Annotated in this window: 16 protein-coding genes; 7 read left to right on the plus strand and 9 right to left on the minus strand. The window is 74.8% G+C overall.

Going from position 1 to position 17,897, the window contains the following annotated elements; genetic code table 11:
* Window positions 1–86 precede the first annotated feature (86 nt).
* Both KOV94_RS21190 and KOV94_RS07020 read right to left on the minus strand, forming a co-directional pair.
* On the minus strand, window positions 87–1,358 hold the full coding sequence (locus KOV94_RS21190) for a cytochrome P450 (RefSeq protein WP_218051602.1): 1,272 nt from the start codon (window positions 1,356–1,358) through the stop codon (window positions 87–89).
* Window positions 1,359–1,446: 88 nt separating this feature from the next.
* Window positions 1,447–2,229 carry a hypothetical protein gene (locus KOV94_RS07020; RefSeq protein WP_218051603.1) on the minus strand — a complete coding sequence of 261 codons (783 nt, stop codon included), beginning with the start codon at window positions 2,227–2,229 and terminating at the stop codon, window positions 1,447–1,449.
* 145 nt (window positions 2,230–2,374) lie between these two features.
* On the opposite strand from KOV94_RS07020, the gene KOV94_RS07025 reads away from it, so the two are divergent.
* On the plus strand, window positions 2,375–3,157 hold the full coding sequence (locus KOV94_RS07025) for a metallophosphoesterase family protein (protein ID WP_218051604.1): 783 nt from the start codon (window positions 2,375–2,377) through the stop codon (window positions 3,155–3,157).
* A gap of 121 nt (window positions 3,158–3,278) precedes the next feature.
* Here the strand turns inward: KOV94_RS07025 and KOV94_RS07030 are convergent, their stop codons facing one another.
* Entirely contained in the window at window positions 3,279–3,461 is a 183-nt protein-coding gene (locus KOV94_RS07030) for an antitoxin (RefSeq protein WP_124343984.1), read from the minus strand.
* A gap of 224 nt (window positions 3,462–3,685) precedes the next feature.
* Here KOV94_RS07030 and KOV94_RS07035 point away from each other — a divergent pair, with 224 nt between their 5' ends.
* Entirely contained in the window at window positions 3,686–4,537 is an 852-nt protein-coding gene (locus tag KOV94_RS07035) for an alpha/beta fold hydrolase (RefSeq protein ID WP_218051605.1), read from the plus strand.
* A gap of 139 nt (window positions 4,538–4,676) precedes the next feature.
* Here KOV94_RS07035 and KOV94_RS07040 read toward each other — a convergent pair whose 3' ends face one another.
* The 3 genes from KOV94_RS07040 to KOV94_RS07050 are packed head-to-tail and all read right to left on the minus strand — an operon-like array spanning window position 4,677 to window position 7,731.
* Window positions 4,677–5,897, minus strand: coding sequence for an RNA polymerase sigma factor (locus KOV94_RS07040; protein ID WP_218051656.1), 1,221 nt, complete (start codon window positions 5,895–5,897; stop codon window positions 4,677–4,679).
* Window positions 5,894–6,340, minus strand: a complete 447-nt coding sequence (locus KOV94_RS07045) for a YciI family protein (RefSeq protein ID WP_124344303.1) — start codon at window positions 6,338–6,340, stop codon at window positions 5,894–5,896. Before KOV94_RS07045 ends, KOV94_RS07040 begins: the two co-directional genes overlap by 4 nt.
* 41 nt (window positions 6,341–6,381) lie before the next feature.
* Window positions 6,382–7,731: an MFS transporter gene (locus KOV94_RS07050; RefSeq protein ID WP_225916131.1), complete on the minus strand. Its 1,350-nt coding sequence runs from the start codon at window positions 7,729–7,731 to the stop codon at window positions 6,382–6,384.
* On the opposite strand from KOV94_RS07050, the gene KOV94_RS07055 reads away from it, so the two are divergent.
* The gene (locus KOV94_RS07055) at window positions 7,730–8,212 is read left to right on the plus strand and encodes a MerR family transcriptional regulator (RefSeq protein WP_225916132.1); all 483 of its coding nucleotides are present in this window, start codon (window positions 7,730–7,732) and stop codon (window positions 8,210–8,212) included. The two genes, KOV94_RS07050 and KOV94_RS07055, sit on opposite strands and share 2 nt — an antisense overlap.
* A 98-nt stretch (window positions 8,213–8,310) precedes the next feature.
* Entirely contained in the window at window positions 8,311–9,876 is a 1,566-nt protein-coding gene (locus KOV94_RS07060) for a M20/M25/M40 family metallo-hydrolase (protein WP_218051607.1), read from the plus strand.
* Window positions 9,877–10,098: 222 nt separating this feature from the next.
* Here the strand turns inward: KOV94_RS07060 and KOV94_RS07065 are convergent, their stop codons facing one another.
* Window positions 10,099–10,386, minus strand: a complete 288-nt coding sequence (locus KOV94_RS07065) for a DUF4287 domain-containing protein (RefSeq protein WP_124344002.1) — start codon at window positions 10,384–10,386, stop codon at window positions 10,099–10,101.
* Between the two features lie 175 nt (window positions 10,387–10,561).
* On the opposite strand from KOV94_RS07065, the gene KOV94_RS07070 reads away from it, so the two are divergent.
* On the plus strand, window positions 10,562–11,473 hold the full coding sequence (locus KOV94_RS07070) for a cation diffusion facilitator family transporter (RefSeq protein ID WP_218051608.1): 912 nt from the start codon (window positions 10,562–10,564) through the stop codon (window positions 11,471–11,473).
* Window positions 11,474–11,604: 131 nt separating this feature from the next.
* Window positions 11,605–12,897, plus strand: a complete 1,293-nt coding sequence (locus KOV94_RS07075; protein WP_308160413.1) for an LCP family protein — start codon at window positions 11,605–11,607, stop codon at window positions 12,895–12,897.
* Between the two features lie 143 nt (window positions 12,898–13,040).
* Here KOV94_RS07075 and KOV94_RS07080 read toward each other — a convergent pair whose 3' ends face one another.
* Entirely contained in the window at window positions 13,041–14,501 is a 1,461-nt protein-coding gene (locus tag KOV94_RS07080) for a helix-turn-helix domain-containing protein (RefSeq protein WP_218051609.1), read from the minus strand.
* 123 nt (window positions 14,502–14,624) lie between these two features.
* On the opposite strand from KOV94_RS07080, the gene KOV94_RS07085 reads away from it, so the two are divergent.
* Window positions 14,625–16,478 (plus strand): phosphoenolpyruvate carboxykinase (GTP), encoded by a 1,854-nt coding sequence (locus tag KOV94_RS07085; protein ID WP_218051610.1) that lies wholly within the window; start codon window positions 14,625–14,627, stop codon window positions 16,476–16,478.
* Window positions 16,479–16,737: 259 nt separating this feature from the next.
* On the opposite strand, the gene KOV94_RS20645 is transcribed toward KOV94_RS07085, so the two are convergent.
* Entirely contained in the window at window positions 16,738–17,682 is a 945-nt protein-coding gene (locus KOV94_RS20645) for a GNAT family N-acetyltransferase (RefSeq protein WP_308160414.1), read from the minus strand.
* Between the last annotated feature and the right edge of the window lie 215 nt (window positions 17,683–17,897).

Below are 17,897 nucleotides of genomic sequence, written 5' to 3' on the forward strand. Positions count from 1 at the left end.
GCGACGCTCCGCACACCCTACGGCTCCCCGGGACACCGGCCGGCGACGGCCCACCGGGGGCCGTCGAAGTCGCGCGACGCCGGTCGTCAGGCCCGCGCGGACGTCCTCGGCGCCCCCTGGCGCGCCGTCCGGCGCACCCGCAGGTCGACCAGGTCGTACCCCTGCGCGACCTCGTTCCACCGCACGACGGGCGGCCCCGCGACCTCCAGGTCGACGGCCAGGAGCGTCGTGACGAACGCCTCCGTCTCGGCCATCGCGAGCGGCGCGCCCGGACACTTGTGGTGCCCGTCGCCGAAGCTCAGCAGGGTCGGCGGGACCGCGCGCGGGACGTCGCGGCCCGGGCAGAGGTGGTCGCCGTCGGGTCCCGCGACGCGCGCGTCGGCGTTCGCGGCCCGCACGTCGACGTCGAGCACGGACCCGGCGGGCACGTGCACCGGGCCGTCGGGACCGTCGAGGGTCAGCGGCGCCGTCGTCTCGCGCAGGACGTGCGCGACGACGGGTTCGAGCCGCAGCACCTCGTCGAGGATCGCGAGCCGCTCGTCGCGCGCCGCCGCGCGGTACCGGGCGCGCAGCACGTCGTCGTCGAGCAGGTGCCAGACGGCCGCGGTGATGAGCTCGCGCGTCGTCGCCATGCCCGCCGCCGCGTACGTCACGCACTCCGTGAGGACGTCGAGGTCGCTGAACCCGTCGTCGAGGAGCTGGCTGATGAGGTCGTCGCGACGCCGACGCCGGCGCGCGCGGATCGCCGGGCGGACGTCGAACGCGTAGAACCGCAGCATCGCGGTGCTGCGCCGCGCCGCGAGCCAGCGCCGCAGCCATGGGCCGGCCCCGGGCGGGTCGGGCGCGAAGAAGACGTCGAGCCGCCGGTGCAGCCCTGGGGACGCGGCCCGGTCGATGCCGATGACCGTCGCCGCGACCTGCACCGCCATGCCCATCGCGAGCCGCGCGACGTCCGACCAGCGGTCGGTCCGGACGGTCGCCACCAGCCGCCGAGCCGTACCCTCCAGCCACGGGCGGTACGACTCGACCGTCCGCGGCGCGAAGAACCGGGCCGCGGCGCGCCGCTGCGCGTGGTGCTGCTCGCCCTCGAGGTAGAGGATCGGCGGCCGGATGCGCGGCCCCGTCGTGCCGCCCGCACCACCGGTCCGGTGGAAGTTCTCCGCGTTGAACCCGCCCTGCCGCGTGTGCTCCGGGTGCCGCAGGACCGTGCGCGCGAGCTCGAACGAGCGGATGCGCCACCGGCCCTCGCCGACCTGCTCGAGGTCGGGCGCCGTCCCGTCGCCGGGCTGCGTGAGCTTGCGGGCCGGGCAGCCACCGGCGTCCACGGGAGAGCCTGCGTCGTCTCGTACGTCGGTCACCGGCGGCCCCCTCGGCCCTGAGTCAGGGCCTCATGCTGCCATCGCGACGGGGCTGCGCGCCCGGCGAGCCGTCGTCGGGAACGTCCCCCTAGACGACGGTGTTGACCTTCTGCATGGCGGTGCTGGTCACCTGCTGGAGGACCGCGGGGTCGACCGGGGCGAAGCCACCGGCGACGATGCTCACGGAGACGTTGCCCGACGCCACGACGACGACGTCGAGAGTGAACGAGATGTCGAAGCCGCCCGACTCGGTCGGAGCCGCCGCCAGCCGGACCGCGAGCGTCCGGTCGCCGTAGTTGGGCATGTCGAGCGCCGAGATCGTCATCGTCGTCGCCGTACCGTCGGCAGCGGTCTCGGTGTACTGCGGACACGTCGACAGCGCCTCGACCAGGTCGTCGAGCGCCGCCTCCCGCAGCGACCCCTCCCAGGTCTCGATGATCTCGGCGAGGAACTGGAACGTCTCCGTCCCGAACGACGCCTCCCCCCGCGCAACCGGCTCACGCTCGGCACGGTCGCCCGAGAGCCCTTCGACGACCTCCTCGCACGCGGGCGGGTCGTAGATCGAGGCTTCGTCGTCGCCGGTCAGCGCGTCCTGCTCGTCGGCAGGGCCGTCCTCCGAGGTGTCCTGCGTCCACCCCGGCGGCATCTCCGCCTGCGTCAGCAGAGCGGCGTCGATCTCCGCCTGCGTGAGGGACCTGGCCTCGACCACCGGCGGGGGCGTGGTCGCGGACGTGGCCGTGGAGCTGGACGTGACGGCGGGTCCGCCGACGGTGTCGGCCTTCTCCGGACGCGGCGAGCACCCCGCGACCAAAGCGATCGTGAGCGCCACGAGCGTCGTCGTGAGCCTCCGGGTCTGGCGGACGTCGATCATGGCCTGAGCCCACCTCAGCGCCGCCGGTCCGGACAACGTCCCATCGGGTGAGCGAAGGGGCAGTCCGCGACGACCGCACGGACCGCCCGCGGCGGCCATCGCGAGCGGTTAGCCTGACGCTCGTCCAGACCTGGGGGTGGTCGTCGTGCCGGTCGAGCGCATCGCGCTGGTGTCCGACGTCCACGGCAACATGACGGCGTACGACGCGGTGCTCGCCGACATCGACGCGCGCGGGATCGGGACCGTCCTCAACCTCGGCGACGTCGCCGGCAAGGGCCCGCGCGGCTCGGCCGCCGTCGCCCGCACCCGCGAGCGCTGCGCGGTCACGGTCCGCGGCAACTGGGACGACTTCATGCCCGGACCCGGACCGTTCGACGACCCGGCCGTCACGTGGTGGCGCGACGAGCTCACCGCCGACGACCGCCAGTGGCTGCGGTCGCTGCCGCTGTCGCACGACCTCGTGGTGTCCGGGCGGCACGTGCGGCTGTTCCACGCGTCCGCGACGAGCGTCTACACACGCGTGTTCTTCCAGCACACCGACGACGAGTTCGACGGGATGTTCGCGACGACACCGATGACCGGCGACGGCCCGGCGCCCGACCTGGTCGTGTACGGCGACGTGCACGACGTGTACATCGAGACGCGCGAGGGCCGCACGCTCGCCAACGCGGGCAGCGTCGGCAACCCGCTCGACGAGCCGACCGCGTCCTACCTCGTGCTCGAGGGCATCGTGGGCGGCACGCGCGACGACCCGTTCGCGCTCGGGGTCGTGCGGGTGCCGTACGACGTCGAGGCGGAGATCGCCGTGGCCGTCGCCGTCGGCATGCCGACCGTCGAGGCGTACGCGGTCGAGCTGCGGACCGCGGTGTACCGCGGGTTCCACGCGGAGCGCGGGCTGCGCGCCCCGGACGTCGCAACGACGCGCTGACGTCGCGCGTCGACCGGTGGCGCCCCCGGCGCGCTGCCATGGCACGTCGGCTGGCGTCGCACCTGCACACCGACGTCAGCGCGTCGGCACCTGCCCGGGGCGCGGAGCCCGCGCGCGCGTCCTACCGGTCGCCGACCTTCTGGTCGGCCGCGTCCTGCGCCGTGTCGATCTGCTCGTCGTGCTTCCCGCCCGTGACGGACGACGCCGCGTCGGCGCCCTTGTCCAGCGCGGAGTCGCTGGCGTTCTCGCCCTTGTCGCTCTTCAGCGCGTCGGACGCCTTGTCGCCCAGGTCGTCGATGCCCATGGGGTGCTCCCTGCTCGGTCCAGCCGTCACGCCGCACTGCTGGACCGCCGTTCCATGCTGCGCCCGTCCGGCGGCACCCGCACGCGCACCCGGACCCGGACCCGACGCCGGACCCCGACCCGAGACGGGCCGGTGGGCCCGATGAGTTCCCGGGGCGCACCGGGTCGGTAGGGCAGCGGTGCCTCGGAAGACGGTGCCGCCCCGCACCGACGACGGAGGACCAGATGACCGCGACACCCGTGACCGCCCCGACGACCGGCCTGCTCGACGTGGGCGACGCCCGGCTGCACTACGAGCTGCGCGGGTCCGGCCCGCTGGTCGTGCTCGTCGCGGCGCCCATGGACGCGGACGCGTTCGCGCCGCTCGCGGACCTGCTCGCGACGGACCGGACGGTCCTGACGACCGACCCGCGCGGCATCCGCCGGTCGACCGTCGCCGACCCGGACGCCGACGCGACCGTCGAGCTCCGCGCCGACGACGTGGCCGCGCTGGTCGCGCACGTCGGTCTCGGGCCGGCGGAGCTCGTGCTCGGGTCGTCCGGCGGCGCGGTGACGGTGCTCGACCTGGCGACCCGGCACCCCGACGCCGCCCGGGTGGTGCTCGCGCACGAGCCGCCCCTGCACGCGGTCCTGCCCGACGACGCCGAGCTCGCGGAGCGGACGCGGCGCATGGTCGACACGCACCTGTCGGGCGACGTCGTGGGGGCGTGGCAGCAGTTCATGGAGATCGCGGACATCCCGATGCCGCCCGAGCTGGTCGCGCAGATGTTCGGCGGCGACCGGTCACCGCAGGACGTCGCCGACGACCACATGCAGTTCGCGCACATGCTCTGGCCGACGGTCCGCTACCGGCCGGACGTGGACGCGCTGCGCGCCTCGCCGACGCGGGTCGTCGTGGGGATCGGCGAGGAGTCCGCCGGGCAGCTGTGCGACCGGTCGTCGCGGGCTCTTGCCGCTCTGCTCGGCGTCGAGCCGGTCCTGTTCCCGAGCGACCACATCGGCTTCGTCGAGGACCCGCCGGCGTTCGCCGCGCGCCTCCGCGAGGTCCTGTGGCCGGCCCCGCCGACGGCGGCCTGAGCGCCACCGGCCACCGGCCACTGCCTGCCGACCGCGTCGACCCGGTGCTGGTGACCGGAGACCGGGCCTCAGCGGTCACGATCACCGGGTCGACGGCGGTCTGGCGGCCGGACCCGCGGTCAGGGAGGCGGGTCCGCGGTCAGGCAGGCGGGTCCGCGGTCAGGCGGGCGGCGCGGAGGGTGAGGTAGCGGCGCTCCGGGACGGACGTCGCCGCGGCGGCGGCCCGGTGGTACGCGGCACGAGCGGCCGCGGTGTCGCCCGCCGACTCGAGCAGGTGCGCGCGGACCGCGTCGAGCCGGTGACCCGGCAGGTCGACGTCGTCGAGCAGCCGCAGCCCCGCCTCGGGCCCGTCGACCATCGCCACGGCGACCGCCCGGTTCACCGCGACGACCGGGCTGCCCGTCATCCGCTCCAGCAGCCCGTACAGCGCGACGACCTGCGGCCAGTCGGTGTCCGCCGCGGTCGCGGCGCGATCGTGCACGGCGGCGACGGCGGCCTGGAGCTGGTACTCGCCGACCGACCGCGCGCCGATCGCCTCGTCGAGCAGCGCGAGGCCCTCGGCGATCAGGGCCCGGTCCCAGCGGCTGCGGTCCTGCTCGGGCAGCGGCACGAGCTCGCCCGACGCGTCCGTGCGGGCCGGTCGGCGCGCGTCGGTGAGCAGCATGAGCGCCAGCAGGCCCGTGACCTCGGGGTCGGCGGGTTCGAGCGCGTGCAGCCAGCGGGTCAGGCGGACGGCCTCGTCGGACACGTCGACCCGGTGCAGGTCGCCTCCCGACGTGCTCGTCGACCCCTCCGTGAACATCACGTAGAGCACGTGCAGGACGCTGCGCAGCCGGGCGGCGCGCTCGTCGGGCGCGGGCATCGCGAACGTCGACCCGGCGTCGGCGACGCGCCGCTTCGCGCGGCTGATGCGCTGCGCCATGGTCGCCTCGGGGACGAGGAACGCCCGCGCGATCTCGGCGGTCGTGAGGCCCCCGACGGCGCGCAGGGTGAGCGGGATCGCCGACGACGGCGTCAGCGCGGGGTGGCAGCAGAGGAACAGCACGGTGAGGGAGTCGTCGTCGCCCGCTGCCTGCGACGTGACGGCCTCCTCGGCGGCCCACCGCTCCTCGCGTCCCCGCCGCGACCGGTCCGACCGCACGGCGTCGAGCAGCCGCCGGGTCGCCGTCTGGAGCAGCCAGCCGAACGGCTTCTCCGGGACGCCGTCGCGCGGCCAGTGCGTGACGGCCACGACGAGCGCCTCCTGCACCGCGTCCTCCGCGGCGGCGAAGTCGCCCGACCGGCGCCCGAGCACGCCGAGGACCTGCGGCGCGAGCGTGCGCAGCAGGTCCTCGGGCAGCGCCGCGTCCGGCGTGGTCAGGCGACGCCGTCCGCGGTGCGCAGGTACTCGCGCATGCCCTCGACGGCGGTCGGACCGCCGTCGAGCATGACGCGCCGCAGGTGGATCGGCTGGCCCGTCGGCACGCCACCGCGGCCCGGCACCGCGGACACCAGGGCGGCGATCTCGACCGCCCGCTCCTCGGTCTCCACATCGACGATCTGGTACCCGGCGAGCCACTCCTTGAACTCCGCGAACGGGCCGTCCGTCACGACGGGTGCACCCGCCGCGTCGACGCGCACGATCTTCGCGACGTCGGGGCCGGTGAGGATCGCCGTGGCGACCAGCTCGCCGCTCGCCTCGAGCTCGCTGTTGAGCGCGGCGTAGTAGTCGAGGTGGGCGGTGATCTCCTCGGGCGTCCACTCCTCCATCGGCGTGGGGTCGGCACCGGGCTGGAAGTCGACCCCGATCAGGTAGCGCGGCATGTCGTTCACTCCTCGTGCTCGTCGTGCCCAGACTGGCACTCTCACCCGGGGAACGGAGCCGGTGCGCGGTTCTCGACATCGGCGGCCGCCGGCGTCGCGACGCGTCGCGGGCGACCGGTGGCGGCGAGCGCGGCCGCGGCGACGAGCACGACGGCCGCGGCGGGCAGGGGCAGCGCAGCCGGGCCGGACCGGTCCACGACGGCCGCACCGAGCGCAGCGCCGACGGCGATCCCGAGGTTGAAGACGACGGGGATCACGGTGCCCGCGGTCGCGCGGTGCTCGGGACCCGCGGCCCGCAGGATCGCCGTCTGCGCGAGCGGTGGCAGGGCACCGGTCGTCACGCCCCAGGCGGCGACCACGACCACCGCGACGGCCGGGTGCGCACCGACCGCCCCGAGCGCGACGAGCGCGGCCGCGACCAGGACCGTCGTCACCACCAGCGTCGCCGCGGGCCTCCGGTCCCCGACCTTCCCGACGACGGCCACGCCCACCGCCGACGCGACGCCGAACAGGAGCAGCAGCCCGCTGACACCACCGGGCAGGTCGCCGGCGGGCCGCTCGACGAGCCGCGTGACGAACGTGAACGCCGCGAAGTGGCCGACCAGCACGAGCCCGACGAGCCCGGCGACGACCAGCACGGGCCGCAGCGAGGGCCGTGCAGCCGCACCCGCCGCGGCACCGGCACCCGTCGCGGCGCTCGCACCCGTCGCAGCACCGGGACCCGCCGCGGCGCTCGCACCCGCCGTGGCGCCCGCGCCACCGCCGTCCGCGCCCACGCCCGCGGCTCCCGCGCCTCCGCCTGCCTCCCCACCGCCTGCGGGCACGCCGACCGCCCTGACCACGACCCGCACCAGCACCGCGGCGACGACGGCCAGCACCGCGAGCGCGACGAACGCCGCGCGCCAGTCCCACGCCTGCGCGACGACGCTCGCGAGCGGCGTCCCGAGGACGGTCCCGAGCGTCGCGCCGCCGAGGACGACCGCGATCGCCCGCGCGAGGTGGGACGGGTCGACCAGGTCGGCGGTGTGGGTGTTGACGGCGGCCCACAGCAGCCCGGTCGCGGCGGCTCCGGCCGCCCGCGCGCCGACGGCGACGGTGTACGTCGGGGCCAGGGCGGTGAGCACGGCGCTCGCGGCGAAGACGACGAGCGCGGCCGCGACGACGGTCTGCCGGTCGAACCGTGCGGTGAGCCGGACCAGCGGGAACGTCGCCACGACGACCGTGAGCGCCCACAGCGACACGAGCAGCCCGGTGCGGGCCTGCGCGACGCCGAGGTCGGCGCTCATCGCGGGGAGCACGGCGGTCGGCAGCATCTCGCCGGTGACCATGACGAAGGTGGCGCCGCCGAGGACGAGGAGGCTGGGCCAGGGAGGTCGGCCGGTGGTGTCCATGAGCGCGACGCTAGAGTTTGACATCAGTGTGAAGGTCAAGGGGTCGGCGCACGCGCGCGCCGGCCGCGTCGAGGGAGCGGTGGTCGTCGTGAAGATCGGTGAGCTGTCCCGCCGCACGGGCGTCTCGACGCGGCTGCTGCGCTACTACGAGGAGCAAGGGCTCATCTCCCCCGCACGCTCCGCCAACACCTACCGCGAGTACGACGAGGCCGACGTCGCCCAGGTCGAGCGCGCGGTCGGGCTGGTGCGGTCGGGCCTCCCGACGCGGCTGGCCAAGGTGGTCCTCGACCTCGAGCGGACGCAGGACGAGGACCTCGCGGCGTCGTGCCCCCGCACGGTCGCGGAGATGCTGGCCGAGGAGCTCGAGGGCCTCGACGACCGCATCGCATGCCTGACCGCGAGCCGCCGGACGATCCACGACTTCCTGGTCCGCACGTCGCACGCGGCCGACGTCCTGGAGGCCGCGCGCACGCCGTCCTGACGCGGCTGCGCGACAGATCGGACGGCCGTCCTATTCCTTTGTGACTGCTGTCACGGCTAGCATGCACCGTCCGGTTCGCACCACGACGGAGGTCCGCTGTGCAGCAACGCCACAAGCTCACCGTCCTCGTCTCGGCCCTCGCCCTCGCCGGCGCGGCCGTCGCGACACCCGCCGCCGCCGCCGACACCCTCGGCGGCCCCGGCCACGGAGGAGGCCACGGCTACCCGCCGAGCGCCGCCCAGAAGTTCTCCAAGAAGGTCACCGAGCGCGCCGTCTTCCGGCACCTGCAGGAGCTCCAGCGCATCGCCGACCGCAACGACGGCAACCGTGCCGCGCTCACCTCCGGGTACGAGGCCAGCGCCCGGTACGTCGAGAAGACGCTCCGCAAGGCCGGCTACACCACGACGCGCGACCCCTTCACGTTCGACCTCGAGGTCGAGGACGCCGCCACCCTCACCGTCGCGGGTGGCCCGACGTACACGGTCGACCAGATGACGTTCGCCGTGAACACGCCCGTCGGCGGCATCACCGCGCCGACCGCCTCGCCGCTCGACACGTTCGGCTGCACGGCCGAGCAGTGGGCCGGTGTGCCCGCGACCGGCACGATCGCCGTCATCAGCCGCGGCGGCTGCAACTTCTCGGTCAAGGCACAGCTCGCGCAGGCCGCCGGCGCGGTCGGCGTCGTCGTCTACAACAACCTCCCGGACACCCTGCTCATCGGCACGCTCGGCGAGAACAGCGGCGTGACCATCCCCGCCGCGGGCGCCACGCTCGAGGACGGTCAGGCGCTCGCCGCGACCCCGGGCGTCACCGTCACGCTCGACACCCGCGTGCACACCGAGACCCGCGAGAGCTTCAACGTCATCGCGCAGACCAAGGCCGGCCGCCAGGACAACGTCGTCTTCCTGGGCGCGCACCTCGACGGCGTCGAGGACGGCCCGGGCATCAACGACAACGGCACGGGCTCGGCGACGCTGCTCGAGACCGCCGTCCAGCTCGGCCGTGACAAGAAGATCCCCAACGCCGTGCGGTTCGCGTGGTGGGGCGCCGAGGAGCTCGGGCTCATCGGGTCGACCGCGTACGTCGAGGACCTGGCGGCGCAGCGGGGCGAGCTCGACAAGATCGCGACCTACCTGAACTTCGACATGGTCGGCTCGCCGAACTACGTGATCGGCGTGTACGACGCCGACCAGTCGACCTACCCGGCCCCCGTGCCGGTCCCGCCGGGCTCGCCCGAGACCGAGGAGGTCTTCACCGACTACTTCGACTCGATCGGCCAGCCCTGGGTCGACACCCCGTTCTCGGGCCGGTCCGACTACCAGGCGTTCATCCTCAACGGCATCCCCGCGTCCGGCCTGTTCACGGGCGCCGACGACGTGAAGACCGAGGAGGAGGTCGCGCTGTTCGGCGGCACCGCCGGGATCACGATGGACCCGAACTACCACTCGCCGGGCGACGACATCTCGAACGTGAACCGCGAGGCGCTGCGGATCATGACGGGCGCCATCGCCTACGCGACGTACAGCCTCGCGCTCGACACGTCCGCCGTGAACGGCGTGGAGAGCCCGACCAAGCCGCGACCCGGCCACGGGCACGGGCCCGGCAAGGGTCGCAGCGGCGTCGGGACGTACGGCCACCAGGAGGGGTGGGACCGGGCGTCCTGACACAGGCACGCACCCGCGCCGGTCGGAGGAGGGACCGGTCGGCGCGGGTGCGGACCGCGCGGCACGACGGGGTGCGTGCGCGGCGCCGATCACCCCGCGCGCGCCGGCGTGCGGGGTGATCGCGACCTCCGAGGCCGTCACGGCGACGTGACGTCACTCCGGCGCGCGCCACGTCGTGACGGCCGGACCACTCCACCGTGACGGCGATCTCGGAGCGCCGCGTCAGGACGGGCGCGTCGCCTTGCCGTCGAGCCACAGCGTGTCGGAGTCGTCGCGGTGCGTGCCCGACGTGCCGACGTGCTTCTGGCTGATCGACGGGCCCTTCGTGATGACGTGGACCATCGCCATGCCGTGCCCGCGGCCGAGCCCGTAGTCGTCGGCGAGCCACGCGAGGATCTCCCCCGCCTTGGTCCCCGGGCCGTAGCCGCGGGCCGTCGCCTGCTCGAGCAGCTGGCGCGGCGTGAGGCCGGTCTTGTCCTCGACGGCGTCGAGGTACGCCTGGAACGACATGGGCATCTCCGAGGGTGCGTGACGGACGGGTCCGGACGGTCGCGCCGCAGGTCAGGGACCATGGTGCGCCCGCCGCTCGTGGACGATCCTTGCGGGGACCACCGACAGAGGGAAGGCTCGTCGTCTCGACGTGACCCGTCCCCGGGCCACGGTGTCGACGACCGGACGGAGGGGCATGGGGCACGACCACGCGCACGGCACCGCGGACCACCGCGGGCGACTGGCGGTCGCGTTCGGCATCTCGGTCGCGATCCTGCTGGCGCAGGCGGTCGGGGCAGCGGTCACGGGGAGCCTCGCGCTGCTCGTCGACACCGCGCACGTGCTGACCGACACGGGCGGCCTCGCGCTCGCGCTGGTCGCCGCGCACCTGTCGCTGCGACCGCCGTCGCCGACCCGCACGTGGGGCTACCGGCGTGCGGAGGTCCTCGCGGCGCTCGCGCAGTCGGCCGTGCTGCTCGTCGTCGGCGTGTACGTGCTGGTCGAGGCCGTGCAGCGGCTCGCCGACCCGCCCGAGATCCCGTCGACCACGCTCGTCGTCTTCGGCCTGATCGGACTCGCCGGCAACCTCGTCGCACTCGGCGTGCTCGCGTCGAGCCGATCGGACAACCTCAACCTGCGGGCCGCGTTCCTCGAGGTCGCGAACGACGCCCTCGGGTCCCTCGCGGTGGTGATCGCCGCCGTCGTCATCGCGACGACCGGGTGGCTCCGCGCCGACGCGGTCGCGGCGCTCGTCATCGGCGCGCTCATCCTGCCCCGCGCGATGCGCCTGCTGCGCGAGACGACGAGCGTGCTCCTCGAGTCGACCCCGCCGGGCCTCGACCTGGACGAGGTGCGCGCGCACCTGCTGCGCGTCGAGCACGTCCGCGAGGTGCACGACCTGCACGCGTCGCTCATCGCCACGGGGCTTCCCGTCATCAGCGCGCACGTCGTGGTCGACGACGGGTGCTTCTCCGACGGGCACGCGGGCCGCATCCTCGACGAGCTCCAGGAGTGCGTCGCGCGGCACTTCGACCTGTCCGTCGAGCACTCGACGTTCCAGGTCGAGACCGCGTCGCACCGCCGCCACGAGCACCCGAGCCACGCCTGACCGCGGTCCGCGCGCACCGTCCCGGACGAACCGGGCGCAGGACCCGATCTGTGCGCTGATCTGCACAGACCCTCCACCGCACCGCCCCGCGACCGCGTCCGCGCCGCTGCCCGGCTTCCTACGGTCGGACCGTGCCCACGACGCGCCACACCGCCGCCCCCCACCCACGTGCCGCCCGGCACGCCCGACGCCTGCGCAGCCGGCCCTGGTTGCGCGTGACGGCCGTGACCGCCGTCGCCGTGGTGGCGTTCGCGGGGACCGCCGCTGCGTCGCTCTACGTCCGGCTGCGCGGCAACGTCGAGACGGTCGACACGAGCGGCCTCGTCGACGTGCCGCTGCCCACCGACACCGAGCCGCCCGACCCCGACGACCCGAACGCCGGGCGCGCGGTGAACCTGCTGGTGATCGGGTCGGACGACCGCAGCGGCGAGAACGGCGCGATCGGCGGGTACGTCGAGGGGCAGCGGTCCGACACGACGCTGCTCGTGCACGTGTCCGCCGACCGCCAGCGCGTCGACGTCGTCTCGATCCCGCGCGACTCGCGCGTCGACATCCCCGCGTGCAACCTCACCGGCGGTGGCGCGATCGAGCCGCGGCGCGGCAACTTCAACGACGCGTTCGCGCTCGGCTGGGACCACGGCCACGACCTCGAGTCGGCCGCGGCCTGCACGATCATGACCGTCTACGAGAACACCGGGATCCTCGCCGAGCACACCGTGATCGTGGACTTCAGCGGGTTCCAGGGCATGGTCGACGCGATCGGCGGGGTGTCGATCTGCGTGCCCGCCGACATCGACGCCGACTACGTCGACCTCACGCTCGCCGCCGGTCAGCACCACCTCGACGGGCCCACCGCGCTCAACTTCGCGCGCGCCCGCAAGGGCAAGGGGCTGGGCGACGGGTCCGACACGAACCGCATCGGCAACCAGCAGCGCCTCGTCGCGGCCATGGTCGACGAGGTGTTCGCGAAGAACGTGCTCACCGACGTGCCCGAGCTCGTCGGCTTCCTCGGCGCGGCGACGCAGTCGCTGACCGTCGACCCCGCGCTCAAGGACTCGATGATCGGCCTGGCCTTCAGCCTCCGGTCCGTCCGCGCGGAGAACATCACGTTCCTGACGGTGCCGTTCGTCGCGAGCACGGAGAAGAAGAACAAGGTCGACTGGACCGCCGCGGCGGACACCCTGTGGGCGAACGTCCTGGCCGACCGGCCGCTCACGGAGGCGGCCGCTCCCCCGCCGGGCACGGACGGCTCCGGCGGGGCGGGCGGCGAGGACGGGACCGGTGGGGCGGGCGGCTCGCCGGCGGGTGGTGCGCCGACGGGAGGCGCGACGTCCGCACCCCCGGACACACCCGTCCCGTCGCAGACCAGGAAGGCCGGGCGTGAGCCGTTCACCGTGAACGACACGACCGCGGTCTGCGCCTGATCCGGAGCGACGCATCTGCTCGGCCGCGCGGCACGAGAGGAACTGAGCACGCGACCCGTCACGGGGCCCGCGAACCGCGCCGGGGCGGGCTCCACGACGGGGTCGTCGGGGGTGCGATGCGGTGCGCCGGCGTGTGGACGGCGTCAGCCGGCGTCCGGGTCCTGCTGGGCGTGGCGGTCGAGGAACGCGTAGACCTCGGTCGCGTCGACGCCCGGAAAGGCGCCTGTCGGGAGCGCCGAGAACACCTGCTGGTGGATGCGCGCGCTGGGCCACGAGGCGTCCGCCCAGCGGGCGGTGGCGTCGGCGGGCGGGCGGCGGCAGCAGGCCTCGTCGGGGCAGGTCGAGCGGTGCCGGACGGTCGTGTCGCGGCCGCGGAACCACGTCGCCGACGCGAAGGGGACGCCGACGGCGAGCGCGACCTTGCCGGTGGTCGCCCAGCCGGTCTGCGTCGAGCACCAGAACGTCCCGGCGGGGGTGTCGGTGAGCTGGTAGGACTCGGTGGCCTGGTCGCGACGGGCGAGGGCGCGGCGCACACCCCAGCGGCGGCACACCATCTGACCCTCGATCGCGCCGGTGACGTCGGTCGGCAGGACGAGTCCGTCGTTGGCGTAGGCGCGGAAGATCGCGCCGTCCTCGGCGACGCGCAGGAAGTGCAGGCGGATGCCGAGGTGGTGCGTCGCGAGGCTCGTGAACCGCTGCGCGGCGGCCTCGTGCGTCACGCCGAACGCGTCGCGGAAGTCCTCGATCGCGAGGTCCTTGGCGCGCTTGCGCTCCTCGAGGAAGCCGACGGCTGCGGACTGCGGCATGAGGCAGCACGAGGCGAAGTAGGTGATCTCGAGGCGTTGGCGCAGGAACGCCTCGTACGACGTGGGGCGCTCGTGGCCGAGGACGCGGTGCGCGATCGCCTGGAGCGCCAGCGAGCGCAGGCCGTGCCCGCCGGGGGTCGACGCGGGCGGCAGGTAGATGCGGCCGTTCGCGAGGTCGGTGACGGTGCGGGTCGAGTGCGGGAGGTCGTCGACGTGCCGGATCGTCAGGCCGAGCTGCTCGGCCATGCGCGACACCGTGCGGTGCGTGAGGGCGCCCGACGTGTACCCGGCGCGGCGGGCCATGTCCTCCGCGAGCGCCTCCAGGTCGGGCAGGTAGTTGTCGCGGGCCTGCCGTTCGAGGCGCAGCTGCGTGTTGACGCGGCGGGCCTCCTCGGGGGTCGCGACGGCCTCGGTCGCGCGGCGGGTGAGCTCGGTGTGCAGGCCGACGAGCTGCTCGAGGACGGGCGTCGGCAGGCTGCGGTTGGGGCGGACCGTCGGGAGGCCGAGCTGCGCGAACTCGGGGGTCTGCTGGGCGCGGTCGAGCGCGATCTCCAGGGCGGCGCGGCGCGTGGGCGGCTCGTCGTCGAGCAGGTCCGGCACGGTCACACCGAGCGCGTCGGCGAGGTCGCGCAGGAGGGCGAGGCGGGGTTCGCGGCGGCCGTTCTCGACCAGCGACAGCAGGCTCGGGGTCACGCCGACGGCCTTGCCGAGCTGGTCGAGGGTCATGCCGCGCGCGGTCCGGGCGTGCCGCAGGCGGCGTCCGAGCGTCAGGGCGTCCGCGGCGGGGACGTTGCTCATCCCTTCACGATATGTCAAGAACGTCGATACTTGACGGCCGCTGCGGTCGGCAGACCCCGGGTGGTTGACGTGAGGATCGAAGGGAGACGTTCCTTCGTCCCCCGTCCTCGTCTGGAGCACCCGATGACCGTCACCTCGCTGCCGCCCGCCGCCCGCACCGACGCGCCCGTGCGCGACCTGCGGGCGTGGGTCGCCGACGTCGCCGACCTCACCGAGCCCGACGCGGTCGTCTGGTGCGACGGGTCCGACGCGGAGCGGGAGGCGCTGCTCGCGCGCATGGTCGAGACCGGCACGCTCCTGCCGCTCGACCCCGTCCTGCGGCCCGGCAGCTACCTCGCGCGGTCCGACCCCTCCGACGTCGCGCGCGTCGAGTCGCGCACGTTCATCTGCTCGCGCTCGGAGGCCGACGCGGGCCCGACGAACAACTGGCGCGACCCCGACGCGATGCGCGCCGAGCTCGCAGGGGTCTTCGCCGGGTCGATGCGCGGCCGGACGATGTACGTCGTCCCGTTCTCGATGGGTCCCGTCGGCGGCCCGATCTCGCAGGTCGGGGTGCAGCTCACGGACTCGCCGTACGTCGTCGTCGGCATGGGCACGATGACGCGCGTGAGCCGGGCGGTCGTCGACCTGATCGACGGCGGTGCGCCGTTCGTCCCCGCGGTGCACTCGGTCGGCATGCCGCTGCGGACCGCCGACGGGACCGAGCGTCCCGACGTGCCCTGGCCGTGCGACGACACGAAGTACGTCGCCCACTTCCCCGAGACCCGCGAGATCTGGTCGTACGGCTCCGGGTACGGCGGCAACGCGCTGCTCGGCAAGAAGTGCTTCGCGCTGCGCATCGCGTCCGTCATGGGCCGCGACGAGGGCTGGCTCGCCGAGCACATGCTGCTCATCCGCGTCACCTCGCCGCAGGGCCGCCGGTACCACGTGGCCGCCGCGTTCCCGTCGGCGTGCGGCAAGACGAACCTCGCGATGCTCACGCCCACGCTGCCCGGCTGGCGCGTCGAGACGCTCGGCGACGACATCGCGTGGCTGCGCCCCGGGCCCGACGGGACGCTGCGGGCGATCAACCCCGAGGCCGGGTTCTTCGGCGTCGCCCCCGGCACGTCCGTCGCGACCAACCCCGCCGCGATCGCGACGCTCGACCGGGACACGATCTTCACCAACGTCGCGCTCACGCCCGACGGTGACGTCTGGTGGGAGGGCCTGACGCCCGAGCCGCCCGAAGGGCTGGTCGACTGGACCGGCCGGCCGTGGACGCCCGACTCCGGCCGCCCCGCCGCGCACCCCAACTCGCGGTTCACCGTCGCTGCCGCGCAGTGCCCGACGATCGCCGACACGTGGGAGGACCCCGACGGCGTCCCGCTCGACGCGATCGTGTTCGGCGGCCGCCGCGCCACCAACGTGCCGCTCGTCGTGCAGGCGCACGACTGGGAGCACGGCGTCTTCCTCGGCGCGACGATCTCCTCCGAGCAGACCGCCGCCGCCGAGGGGACCGTCGGCGAGCTCCGCCGCGACCCCTTCGCGATGCTGCCGTTCTGCGGGTACGACATGGCCGACCACTGGGCGCACTGGCTGCGCGTCGGGGCCTCGCTCGACCCGGCGACCCGACCGCTGATGTTCCAGGTCAACTGGTTCCGCAAGGACGCGTCGGGCCGCTACCTGTGGCCCGGGTTCGGGGAGAACATCCGCGTGCTCGCGTGGATCGTGGCCCAGGTGGACCGCGCGCGCGGGGTGCGGACAGACGTCGGCGCGACCCCCAGCCCGGTCGGCCTGCTGCCCGCCCCCGACGCGCTCGACCTCGCTGGCCTCGACCTGCCCGACGACGACCTGGCGGCGCTGCTCGACGTCGACCCCGCGACGTGGTCGGTCGAGGCGGACCTCACGGACGACTTTCTCGCGGGCTTCGGCGACCGCGTCCCCGACGCCCTCCACGCCCAGCTCGCCGCGCTCCGCACCCGCCTCACGTCGTCCTGACGGGGCAGCCCGCCACGGCGATACCGACATGGCTGCCGTTCCGGGGCGACGAACGGCACGCATGTCGGTATCAACGACGCGGCGTCGTCGGGGAGTCGTCGCGGCGTCGTCGCGGCGTCGTCGGGGAGTCGTCGGGGAGTCGTCGCGGCCACGTGGGGCGTCGTCGCGGCGACCGCGGGGCGCCGGTCGCGCTGTCGTCGGGGCGTCGGTCGCGCTGTCGTCGGGGGCGTCGGCTCAGGTAGCCGACGGGCCGGGCGGGTCAGGGGTGGTCGGTGCGGAGGCGGGCGTGCAGGTGCATGTCGTGGTGGCCGTCGGCGTGCAGCGCGTGCCCGCGTCGCACGCCCTCCGCGCGGCAACCCAGCAGCTCCGCGACCCGGCACGACGCGTCGTTGCGCGTCGAGTGCTCGACCTCGACGCGGTGCAGGCCGAGCTCCTCGAACGCCCAGCGCAACGCCTCGGCACCCGCCCGCACGGCGACGCGGTGGCCGCGCGCGGCCGGCACGACCCAGTACGCGAGCGCGCCGAACCCTTCGTAGAGGTTGAGGTGCGTGAGCGCGACGCGACCGACGACGGTGCCGGTCGGAGCCGTGCCGAGCCGACGCAGGGGTGGCGCGGCGAGGTGGCGGGGAGGCACGGTGCGCGGCACGGGTCCTGACGTCGGCACGGCGTGCGGCGCGGGTCCCGACGAGGGCACAGCGTGCGGCACGGGTCCCGACGAGGACACAGCGTGCGGCACGGGTCCCGGCGAGGGCACAGCGTGCGGCACGGGTCCCGGCGTCATCGCGGCGGATGTCTCGACGGACGGCTCGCCGGGCTGCGACGACGGTCGGGCGTGCGCTCCGACGCCCGCAAGCGCGAGCACCGGAGCGGATGTCGGGGCGGGGGTCGGCGCGGGGACACGCGCCGGTGCCGTCGCCGGCTCGGGCTCCGCGGGCTGCGTCGGGGCGACGACGACCGCCCACTCGACGGCCCGCTCGTCGCGCCACGCGGCATTCTTCGCGTCGATCCACGCGAGCGCCTCGTCGTCGTCGGACATCGACCGGGCGTGCCACCAGCGGATCGCGGGGTCGTCGTAGGCGGCGCGGACGGTCGTCACGTCGGCGGGCGCCCAGGGCCGCAGGAGGAGACCGTCGGCGGTGAGCGACGGCTGGGGGCGCACACCCCACCGACCGGGCAGGACGACAGGCGCAGCGAGCAGCGGCACGGCGGAATCATCCCGGTTCGACCCGCCGGACGCAGCACGCCACGCGGGAGGACCCGGTCCGGGTCGGTGCGACGGAGCGCCGAGGGCCCGGCGGGACCTGCGACGACACGACGCACACCGTCCACGAACGGCGTCGCCCGGACCCGGACGGTCGGGCGTCGCACGGACCCGCACGGCCGGGCGAGGGCCGGCGCGCGAGTGCCGACCGCCGGACG

This window comes from Cellulomonas algicola (assembly GCF_019024305.1).
Lineage (GTDB): Bacteria > Actinomycetota > Actinomycetes > Actinomycetales > Cellulomonadaceae > Cellulomonas > Cellulomonas algicola.

Bases quoted from the DNA above. Each gene is read 5' to 3' on its own strand.
- KOV94_RS07020 (WP_218051603.1), bottom strand. From the start codon at position 2,229: ATGATCGACGTCCGCCAGACCCGGAGGCTCACGACGACGCTCGTGGCG.
- KOV94_RS07030 (WP_124343984.1), bottom strand. From the start codon at position 3,461: ATGGGCATCGACGACCTGGGCGACAAGGCGTCCGACGCGCTGAAGAGC.
- KOV94_RS07035 (WP_218051605.1), top strand. From the start codon at position 3,686: ATGACCGCGACACCCGTGACCGCCCCGACGACCGGCCTGCTCGACGTG.
- KOV94_RS07045 (WP_124344303.1), bottom strand. From the start codon at position 6,340: ATGCCGCGCTACCTGATCGGGGTCGACTTCCAGCCCGGTGCCGACCCC.
- KOV94_RS07055 (WP_225916132.1), top strand. From the start codon at position 7,730: ATGAGCGCGACGCTAGAGTTTGACATCAGTGTGAAGGTCAAGGGGTCG.
- KOV94_RS07050 (WP_225916131.1), bottom strand. From the start codon at position 7,731: ATGGACACCACCGGCCGACCTCCCTGGCCCAGCCTCCTCGTCCTCGGC.
- KOV94_RS07065 (WP_124344002.1), bottom strand. From the start codon at position 10,386: ATGTCGTTCCAGGCGTACCTCGACGCCGTCGAGGACAAGACCGGCCTC.
- KOV94_RS07070 (WP_218051608.1), top strand. From the start codon at position 10,562: ATGGGGCACGACCACGCGCACGGCACCGCGGACCACCGCGGGCGACTG.
- KOV94_RS07080 (WP_218051609.1), bottom strand. From the start codon at position 14,501: ATGAGCAACGTCCCCGCCGCGGACGCCCTGACGCTCGGACGCCGCCTG.
- KOV94_RS07085 (WP_218051610.1), top strand. From the start codon at position 14,625: ATGACCGTCACCTCGCTGCCGCCCGCCGCCCGCACCGACGCGCCCGTG.